Here is an 8901-nt window from a genome sequence, read left to right as displayed (position 1 = left end):
GTCGTTTAGCTCCATGGCAACGCAATCACGCGCCAGACCCTCGGAAATGCTTTTGGCTATATCCAACCCTGTTGGATTATTCTCAAAAGTCTTTATATTGCCGTCAGGAAATGTTATGTTTATCATTAGACTATCACCATTAAGATTGATGAATTCGCAAACAAGCCGAATTCATTACGTTTTAGGTGTTAGGGCGCAATTTTATAATGTGCTTACAGGTATTTAAAACTTAAAATCTAACACCTAATTGAGTTTTGGCTCGATTAGGGTAATATACTATTTAGTTACTCAACGAATCAACCAAAATGCAATAATTTAGGGTAAATGTAACGATGGGTCAAGGGAAAATTCTACGATAGCAGAATGTATTATCTTTTCAGCGGCGGTTAATATGCAGACCAACTACCAATTCATCGATACACTCACAGGACTCGAAAATTTCGCAAAATCCCTTGAAAAAGAGCCGGCGGTTGCCATTGATTTGGAAGCCGACTCCATGTACCATTTTAAGGAAAAGGTGTGCCTGCTTCAAATGGCGGCCGGGGCTGCCAGTGTTGTGATCGATCCCATTAAAATAAAAGACATGTCTTTTCTGAAGCCGCTTTTTTTCAATCGGAAAATCAAAAAGGTTTTTCACGGAGCTGATTATGATGTACGCAGCCTTTACAGAGATTTTAACATAAAGATAAACAACCTTTTTGACACTCAGGTTGCATGCATGTTTTTAGGTTATAAAGAAACAGGACTGGATGCAGTTCTTAAAAAAAAGTTTGGCATCAGTTTGAACAAAAAATATCAAAAGAAAGACTGGTCTGTACGTCCTTTGCCTGAAAAAATGATGGAGTATGCCGCTGCTGATGTAGCCTATTTAATACCTTTGGTGGAAATTCTTGAAGAAGAGCTTGAAAAAAAAGGGCGTCTCTACTGGGTATATGAAGAAAATGAAATTTTAAGCAAGGTGAGGCCGGCTTCAAGTGATGATAATCCGCTATATCTGAAATTCAAAGGAGCTGGAAGACTCAATCGCAGAAGTCTGGCGGTTCTTGAAGCTCTGCTACAGTTTAGGATGCACATTGCGGAAAAAAAAGACAAACCGCTTTACAAGGTTTTTAGCAATAATGCTTTAATGAAAGTTGCTTTTAAAGGGCCGGTTGACCTGCCAAGCCTGAAAAAAGCAGAGGCCTTCAGCCCGAAACAGATTAACATGTATGGCGTTTCTGTTGTTGATCTAGTGGACAACGCTCTGCAAATACCTCAAAATGAACTTCCGCTTTATCCGAAAAAACGGGCACCGCGGGTGGACGCTTCCGTTGCAGCAAGGGTTATAGCCCTTAAATCCTGGAGAGATTCAAAATCTCAGGCGCTTGCAATCGATCCCGGACTCCTTTGCAATAACTTTCTGATCAGCGCTGTTGCCGTCTGGAACCCTTTAAATGCCAAAGCACTTGAAAAAATAGAAGGAATGAAAAACTGGCAACGCCAGGAATTCGGCCGGGAAATCATAGCGCTCTTAAGAAAAGCAGTAACAGTTCAGCCGCTAAGGCACAAAGGCACAAAGAAAGAGTATGGATTATAAACCTTTATGATTCAGTTTTATTGGTTAAATTGGTTCCATTGGGTTGGTTAACAAACAAAACTAATTAAACCAATAAAACCAATCGGACAATTTAAATTAGTACTATAATCTTAGAGGCTTGGTGTCTTGGTGGCTGAACTATTACGTTTGATGTAGCTGCTTTCCAATAACGGTTAGCCCCAGTAAAAAATGACGTCCCCCGACTATAATGAATACCGAGAATTGATCAAAAAAGGGCAGTATATTAAAGCTGTTCACCTTGCTGAAATGGCATATCTGGAAGGGAGCAGGAACAACCCTTTCTGGCTGACTCGACAGGCCGCAGCACTCTCACGGGCCGGCAAATACGACCAGGGATACGGCATTGCAAAACAGGCACTGGCACTGAAGCCTTCTGATCCTTATTCCATCCTTGCGGTTGCCGAAGCACTCAGCGGTCTCAAGCGCATGGACGAGGCCCTCCAGTATTATGAGGAAATCGCCCAAGACCCGAAGCTTTCACTCTATGCCCGGCGAGGGATGCTGTATTGCCTTTCCGAACTGAAACAGTGGGACCGGATGCTTCAACTTTTAGGCCCGTGGGAAATGCCGCCGGCTGCGAGCTTACAGTGGAAGGTAAAGGCGCTTATAGGACAAGATCGGTTGCAAGAGGCCATAGAAGCTTGTCGTCAGTGGCTTGAAATAGAGCCTGACAATCGCCAGGGAATGTGGGCGTTAACCGAACTTGAGATCCAGCGGGACGGTCTTGAAGCGGTTCTTAAAAAAATGGGGCGACTTGCAAAAATTGGTTCACGGCCGCCGGTCTACAAAGAAATTTACGCATCTCTATGCCGGCGAGCCGGCCAGCCCGAACTGGCGTTAAAACAGTACGAAAAGCTAACGCAGTCCGGAGCGGACCCCTGGATTTTACAGCAGCAGGCCTTTGCGCTGAAAAAATCAGGGAAGGAATCGGAAGCAGTCCCGATGATGGAAGAGTTGCTGAAACTCGATCCAAAGAATTTTTATCTGCACTCCAGCTACATTTCCGCCTGTAAAAAAAGCCGGCAGCTTGACAAGGCGTTAGATTTTTACGAAAATTTGGTTGAATTGCATCCGGACGAAAAACCTCTCTACGGCCGGATTAAAAAATTGCAAAAGATGCTGGGAGTCGAAATATGAGCAGGTTTCCGCGAATCGGCGATCTGATCGAAGTGCCTCCGGTACAGACAGTTATACGCCTTGAGGAGGGCCGCACTCGATCTGAATCAATTGCCAATAGCTTCGTCTTTACCGATGAGGTCACATCCCATTTTGCGGTTCTGGCCGATGCGCTGCTTAAGGATCACGGCCGGGGATTTTTTCTGCAAGGCGATTTTGGGTCAGGCAAATCCCATTTTTTGGCTACCCTTACCGCCTGGCTCCAAGACAACCCGGGAGCTGAAGTGCTGTCAGAACATCACGGCGGACTTCGCCGGGTAAAGGCCTCCGGGCGCAGTTTCTTAACGGTTGGTGTTTCCCTGGTAAATTACAGAGCTTCAACTCCGCTTGAACGCATCCTGGTGGAGGCAATCGAGGCTGCTCTGGCTTCACACGGCATCGAGATACAGTTAACACCCCTGTCGGCATTCCTAAGCCATTTTAAAACGCTGCTTGAAAACAGGGATCTGGCATCCGCCTTTGCAAAACAGGAGGGTATATTGCCGGATGACCCGGAGCATATCGATGCATTCATGCGTACAAACCCCCGCCAATCCTATATAGCAGGAATACGCTTCATGAAAAGTCTCGGCATGGAAGCGCCGGAGGCCCTGGTCGAAGACCGTCACGAAACCTTTGCACGGGTTTTGCAGGCAATACGTGAGGCCGGATTTGACGGGCTGGTAATCTTAATTGACGAACTTTCCGAATATTTTCGTTCCAAACCGGATGCGCGGGGATTAAACGAAGATGCTCGGACGTTGCAACTGCTCGGTGAAATTACCGGCGGCGAACCGGTCTGGATCATTGCGGCCGTGCAGGAAAGCATCGAGCGCACCGGCGACATTTCCCAGGTTACTTTTCAAAAAATCAAAGACCGTTTTCCAATAAAGTTTGCCCTTTCCACCTTGCATATCAAAGCACTTATCTCCGGGCGCCTTGTTAAAAAGAAACCGGGATCCGGTGAGGCGCTTCACAGTATTTACGAATATTTTCAAAGACAGTTTCCTTCCTTTCGATGGCGCTTTGAGGATTTTCAGGCGACCTATCCGGTTCATCCTGTAACCATTGCACTCCTTGACGGCCTGGGAGATCTTTTTTCAGAGCACAGAGGAATCGTCGATTTTATTCACAGCCGGCTGGCAGGCGATGAGACCAGGCAGATATCAGGTATCCTTGACCGGCCGGCCTATGAGCTCTTAGGGCCTGACAGCATTTATGAACATTTTGCTCAAAGGATGGCCGAGTTTTCAGGGTTTCATGTCTATCCAAGACACGTGATCCCTCACCTTGATGACGTGATTGAGCACACAATCGATGAAGAAGACAGGGTCCTTGCTCGCAGAATCATACGGGTTCTGGTGCTTTACAGGATTCATCCAACCGCCGACATCCCCACCGTGAAGGAAATAACGGAACAGGTTGGCTGTGCCCTTGCCGATCAGGACCCAAGCTTGAATGTTCAGTTTGTGGCCGAGGGAATTCTGGACCTTTTGGTTGAAAAAAGCAAATTTCTTGTTAAACATCCTTCTGACAGCAAAGATCCTCTGGATGCCGTGTATGAGGTCTTAACCGAAGAAGATCCCTTAAAAACGCTAAAGGCAAGAATTTTAAGAGCTGCTTCGGAGGTTCCTGCTGATGACTCCCGTTTACTGACAACTGTGTTTGCGGAGCTGCCTGAATCGGCATCATGGCCCGGACCCGGATTTTGGGAGCAGGGGATTACTCGAATCGTTAATTGGCGCCGAAGTGCCCGGCGGGCTTTTGTTTCTTTTTTAACCCGTGGAGAAGAAGCTTCTCTAAATGATCGGCTAAGGCGGGTCTTATCTGAAAAAGAGGCGGATTTTGTTTTTATCATAAGCCTTGGAACAATTGATTTTAAGATGGAACATAGCGCCGTGTGGGAAGTTTCTCTTTCTATGAATGCAGAAGACCGTTCGATTCTGCACGAGTTTTTGGCAACCAAGCAGATTGCCTCGGGGCTGCGGCCGTCGAATCCGGCGGATGCCCCGCTTATTGAAGCGGCCGGGGAAGCTATTGAAAGACTTAAGGCTGCCGCGTACCAGGCGGCCTTGAATGTCTTTTATGCCGGGGCCTTCACAGATTCAAGACTTACAGTAGAACCGATAATTTGTCAGATGAAGCGGTTTGACGGGCTCCTCGATGAAGCCGGAGGAATTTTGTTAGAGGAACGATATCCGGGATACAGGGAAATTGCGCCCAGAAAGGTCTCCCCCTCTCCACGGTTATATCAACGCCTTTTAGATGAGTTTGTTTTACCGGGAAGCATGAGTCTGCGCCAGGCACATTCGCAGGGATTAAATGATGCCGTCGAAGGGCTGGCAACCCCTCTCGGACTGGTGGAGCTGCGGTCAGGAGCTTACATTTTTGCGCCTGATCCTGAAAAGCATGCCCTCCTTTCAACGGTATTCAGCCTGATCAACACTGCCGGAGAAACCAAGTTTTCAGATGTGCTGCATTCCCTGGGTACCGGCCGGTTTGGGCTTCCTGATGATACCACATATTTTTTGCTTTCAGCTCTTGCGTATGGCGGACTGATAACGCTTCTTAAAAACGGTCGTGCCATGCCTATGGAATTTTTAAATCTTGCACAGGTTAAGAACGCCGATGCGCTGGCTCCCGGGGAAGTGATCGGGAAACACGACCGGGAAACCCTCATTAATGAATGTCCCTTTCTTGCTCCCGCGGGCGGGTGGGACTCCTTTGGATTAAGGCAGCAGCGTGAAGCCTGGCAAGCGGTAATTAAATTTCGTGACTGGGCTGCCAAAACTGTTTCGACTGTGGCCGAACGTCTTTCCGTTTTTGCGGAATTCTCTGCCTTTGAAGCTTTTGATCTGGGATCTTTACAGTCTCAGCTTGATGCATTGCTGTCTTTAGGCGGTGAAATCAAGGTGTCCTATCCTGCCCGGGAAGGGCTTGAGCGCTTTTTGAAAGCTTGGCGCGGCTATGGATTTACTTCACATAATATTGAATTTATAAAGAAAATAAAAACATTTCTCTCCCAACAGGCGGAACAGTTTGTGTTTGTGAATCATTATATCCGGCATACGGCTGTAGATCGGGGCTGCTTGGCTGACAAAGATATCGAGGAACATAAAGATAAAGTGAAACATTTACTGGATCATCCGTATGATCTGGTCATCAATGACGATGCTTCTCGGTTAAAAGATATATTCGATCGATTTCGGACAGTCTATGCGGATTTTTACATCAAAAACCACAACGAACATTACAAACATTTTACAAAAAAGCCCCTTTCAAGGTTTGGCAAAAGAGCGGTAGTCTTGCTAAAGCGCCTTGTATCGATTGAGATTCTGGACCGTCCCCCTGGGTTGGAGGCTCTCTTGCGGGAGCTGCAAGCCCCCGAAGTTGCTGTATGCCGTAGAAATCTTTCCGAGGAATTGCTGCGTTCACCCGTATGTAATTGCGCTTTTATCCCGGGTGAAACACCAAAATTTACGCAAACCAAAGATCCCGAGGAAGCGATAGAGAAATGTCTCGATGAATATCTTCTTATTCTTAAAAAGCCGGGAGTTAGAGAAGCGATTTCCGCCCGGATATTTGCCCTTGCCGATGCTGATCCGGATACAACCAAACGGCTTCGCAGTATGATTTCGCTGCTAGAGGATGAGCTATCCTCTGCTGCCGCCCTGCTTGACATATTGGATGATGTTACTGCCCAAGAAGTTGGCAAAGCTTTAGCCGGGCGGGTTAAGATTGAAAGGCGCGGTTTGAAAGATCTATATTCCCATCTCGGCGGACGGAGACTGGCCCCCAATCAGGTTAATGAAATCATAAAGGAATGGATCTGTACCACATCTGATAATACGGTGATTGCCATTGAAGATGATCGCGATATCTCATCCGGCGGCAGCGATCACTCTCTTTTGTGGTGGTCTAAGATGCATCCGGCGCTTTTCAAAGAGGATGTCCTTTTTGAAAGCCGGGACCTGGAAGACTCCTTAGAACGGCAGTTTCCTTCCATGCAACTTAGGGATGCGCTAAAATGCCTGGATGACGGTGGTATTTTAGCGTTTATAAAAAATGAGCCTTTTCACACCAAGGCGATTCGCACGGCCTGGCTTTTGCTGGCAGAGCGTATCCTTGCTAAAACGCCCTGGCCGGATCAGGCCGCACTCGATTGCCGGCATGCGGATCGGGGAATTGCCGTCAAAATCCAAGAGCGTTTAAGCGTGCTGAAGACCATTTCATCGCTTTGGAATGCTTCCTTTCCCGAGGCCCTGCGAGTTCGAATCCCGCTTTCCGGTATATTGGTCGATTCCTGGGTTACCGAGGAATTGCGTTCGTTGGCTTTTGAAACAATGCGCGCAGTGGCACAACGGGGGGATGAATGGCTTTTCACACTGCCGGCCGTTGAACCGATTGAGCTGTCCGATCATCCGGTCGTGTTGATTATTGACGGTATCTCGCCGGATGTCTGGCTTGAAGCTGCGGAGACTCTGGGCGCCAAGATCGGTGACGGCTCGCCGGCATGGTTTCGGCTTGAGGCGGCTCCGAAAACCGCGGCTGCCGTTGGTGCACTTTTCGGCTTTAGCCAAGACGCCATGGATGAGTTTAATGCCCGGGGCATACCTTATCATCACGTTAAGGGAAATGAGCAGCATGGTTTGGCCGGCCTTCTGCCCGAATTTCCTGAAAAAACAGCGGTGGTTATCAGGGTTTGTCTGGTTGATGAGGGCGCGCATGCCGGATTTTTGCGTCTGGCCGAGATACCGGGAGCGCTTTGCTCTTTTTTGGAAAGAGAATTGCCCCGCCTGAAAAAGATATGTGCCGCACAGAAACGACGGCTGATTGTAACCACGGATCACGGCTTTTCCCTTACCCGCAAGGGGCTTTCCCACGGCACGGGAGGGGTGTTCGAGCAGGCGATATTGCGTGCCGAGTGGGGCATCGAGTGAAATCTTGAATCTGATTCTGTCCTGATTTAAATTCGGGCTATAGTATGTGATGTTCAATTTCGGCTTGTTCTAACTGCATCAACATTGTTATGCCCAAAGAAAATTAGAAAGGTGCTCAATGGCAAAGTTAGGCACTAAAAAAAGACCTGTAAGATTCAGAGTTCAAACTGACGAAAGATTGCAGGAGATTGCATTACTTTGTGATAAAAACGGATGGATATTTGTTGGCGGATTTGAACCTGACGAACCGGAAGATCTTTGTGAGGTCGAGTATTTGTTAAATCCGCAAGCCTTTACATCTCAGCCTCGTATGGGTAATGCTGACAATATGACAGTTGTGCATAAAAAACCTAAGGTCGGTAGAAATGCGCCATGTCCCTGCGGGAGTGGTAAAAAATATAAAAAATGTTGTTTAGGAAAATCAGACCCGCCTGTAATTCAAAAAAGAGACGAACTTGATGTATTAATGGGGGAAGGTTATTCACTTCTTCATAAAAATAAAACAATAGAGGCATGTGATGCATGGATAGAATTATGGAATAAATTGAAAACCGGATTCCGGCCTGAATTTGTTGATGTCAAAGAAGCGGATTCTATTTTTACTGGTGGAGAGTATATCTATAATTGGTGTCGGGATTTTGAAGTTGAACTTGGAAATGCCGGTCTGGACAATTCGTCATATTATCGGAAAAGAATAGAATATTGTACTGATTTTTGTTCGATATTTCCAGAATCAGATAGCTTGTTAATGCATAATATGAAAAGAGCTGTTGCGGAATCTTATTTTGCGTTGGGTGATATTTCTAAAGGTGAGGAATGTTTTAAGAAATTAATTGAGGAATATCCTAAAATAATTTGGGGATATATAGGTTGGGGGGATATGTATCTTTGGCCAATGAAAAAATCTATAAAACCTGATTATGAAAAAGCTGAAAAAATCTATAAAATGCCTTTAGGTATGGATTTGGAAGGGGAGGCGGATTTGATCGACAGGCTAAATGAGCTAAAAACCAAAAGGGAGAAAAACACATAACAGGATTCCGGCTGACACAAAAACCAACGCGATTTTGTGCTAAATCGGGAGCATTACCTTTTGCATACTGCACATTTGGAATACGAAAATTCTTATTTATTCAGACTTTATAATCATTGTTCAACCAACAAAGAAAAAAGTAACAACCATGATTAAACCAGGCTCACGAGACATTA

5 protein-coding genes are annotated in these 8901 nt (G+C 46.4%); 4 read left to right on the top strand and 1 reads right to left on the bottom strand.

The window, feature by feature from the left end:
- Positions 1 to 126: TGS domain-containing protein (locus V3S16_RS12695; RefSeq protein WP_413885496.1), on the bottom strand; the 126-nt coding region annotated here is incomplete at its 3' end.
- Positions 127 to 391: 265 nt separating this feature from the next.
- Here V3S16_RS12695 and V3S16_RS12690 point away from each other — a divergent pair.
- From V3S16_RS12690 to V3S16_RS12675, 4 genes are all read left to right on the top strand, one after another.
- Positions 392 to 1576 (top strand): ribonuclease D, encoded by a 1185-nt coding sequence (locus V3S16_RS12690; RefSeq protein WP_413885494.1) that lies wholly within the window; start codon positions 392 to 394, stop codon positions 1574 to 1576.
- Between the two features lie 189 nt (positions 1577 to 1765).
- Positions 1766 to 2734 carry a tetratricopeptide repeat protein gene (locus tag V3S16_RS12685; RefSeq protein WP_413885492.1) on the top strand — a complete coding sequence of 323 codons (969 nt, stop codon included), beginning with the start codon at positions 1766 to 1768 and terminating at the stop codon, positions 2732 to 2734.
- The gene (locus V3S16_RS12680; RefSeq protein WP_413885490.1) at positions 2731 to 7692 is read left to right on the top strand and encodes a DUF6079 family protein; all 4962 of its coding nucleotides are present in this window, start codon (positions 2731 to 2733) and stop codon (positions 7690 to 7692) included. The genes V3S16_RS12685 and V3S16_RS12680 overlap by 4 nt, the downstream gene beginning before the upstream one ends.
- Before the next feature lie 118 nt (positions 7693 to 7810).
- Positions 7811 to 8725, top strand: coding sequence for an SEC-C metal-binding domain-containing protein (locus tag V3S16_RS12675; protein ID WP_413885488.1), 915 nt, complete (start codon positions 7811 to 7813; stop codon positions 8723 to 8725).
- The last annotated feature ends 176 nt before the right edge of the window (positions 8726 to 8901 follow it).

This window comes from Candidatus Desulfatibia sp. (genome assembly GCF_036446775.1).
In the GTDB taxonomy this organism is placed as follows: domain Bacteria; phylum Desulfobacterota; class Desulfobacteria; order Desulfobacterales; family UBA11574; genus Desulfatibia_A.
The sequence above is the reverse complement of the archived record's forward strand: the minus strand, read 5'-3'. Positions and strand labels throughout refer to the sequence as shown.

What these genes read in the sequence shown, in the direction of transcription:
- V3S16_RS12690 (WP_413885494.1), top strand. Translation starts at nt 392, where the DNA reads ATGCAGACCAACTACCAATTCATCGATACACTCACAGGACTCGAAAAT.
- V3S16_RS12675 (WP_413885488.1), top strand. Translation starts at nt 7,811, where the DNA reads ATGGCAAAGTTAGGCACTAAAAAAAGACCTGTAAGATTCAGAGTTCAA.
- V3S16_RS12685 (WP_413885492.1), top strand. Translation starts at nt 1,766, where the DNA reads ATGACGTCCCCCGACTATAATGAATACCGAGAATTGATCAAAAAAGGG.
- V3S16_RS12680 (WP_413885490.1), top strand. Translation starts at nt 2,731, where the DNA reads ATGAGCAGGTTTCCGCGAATCGGCGATCTGATCGAAGTGCCTCCGGTA.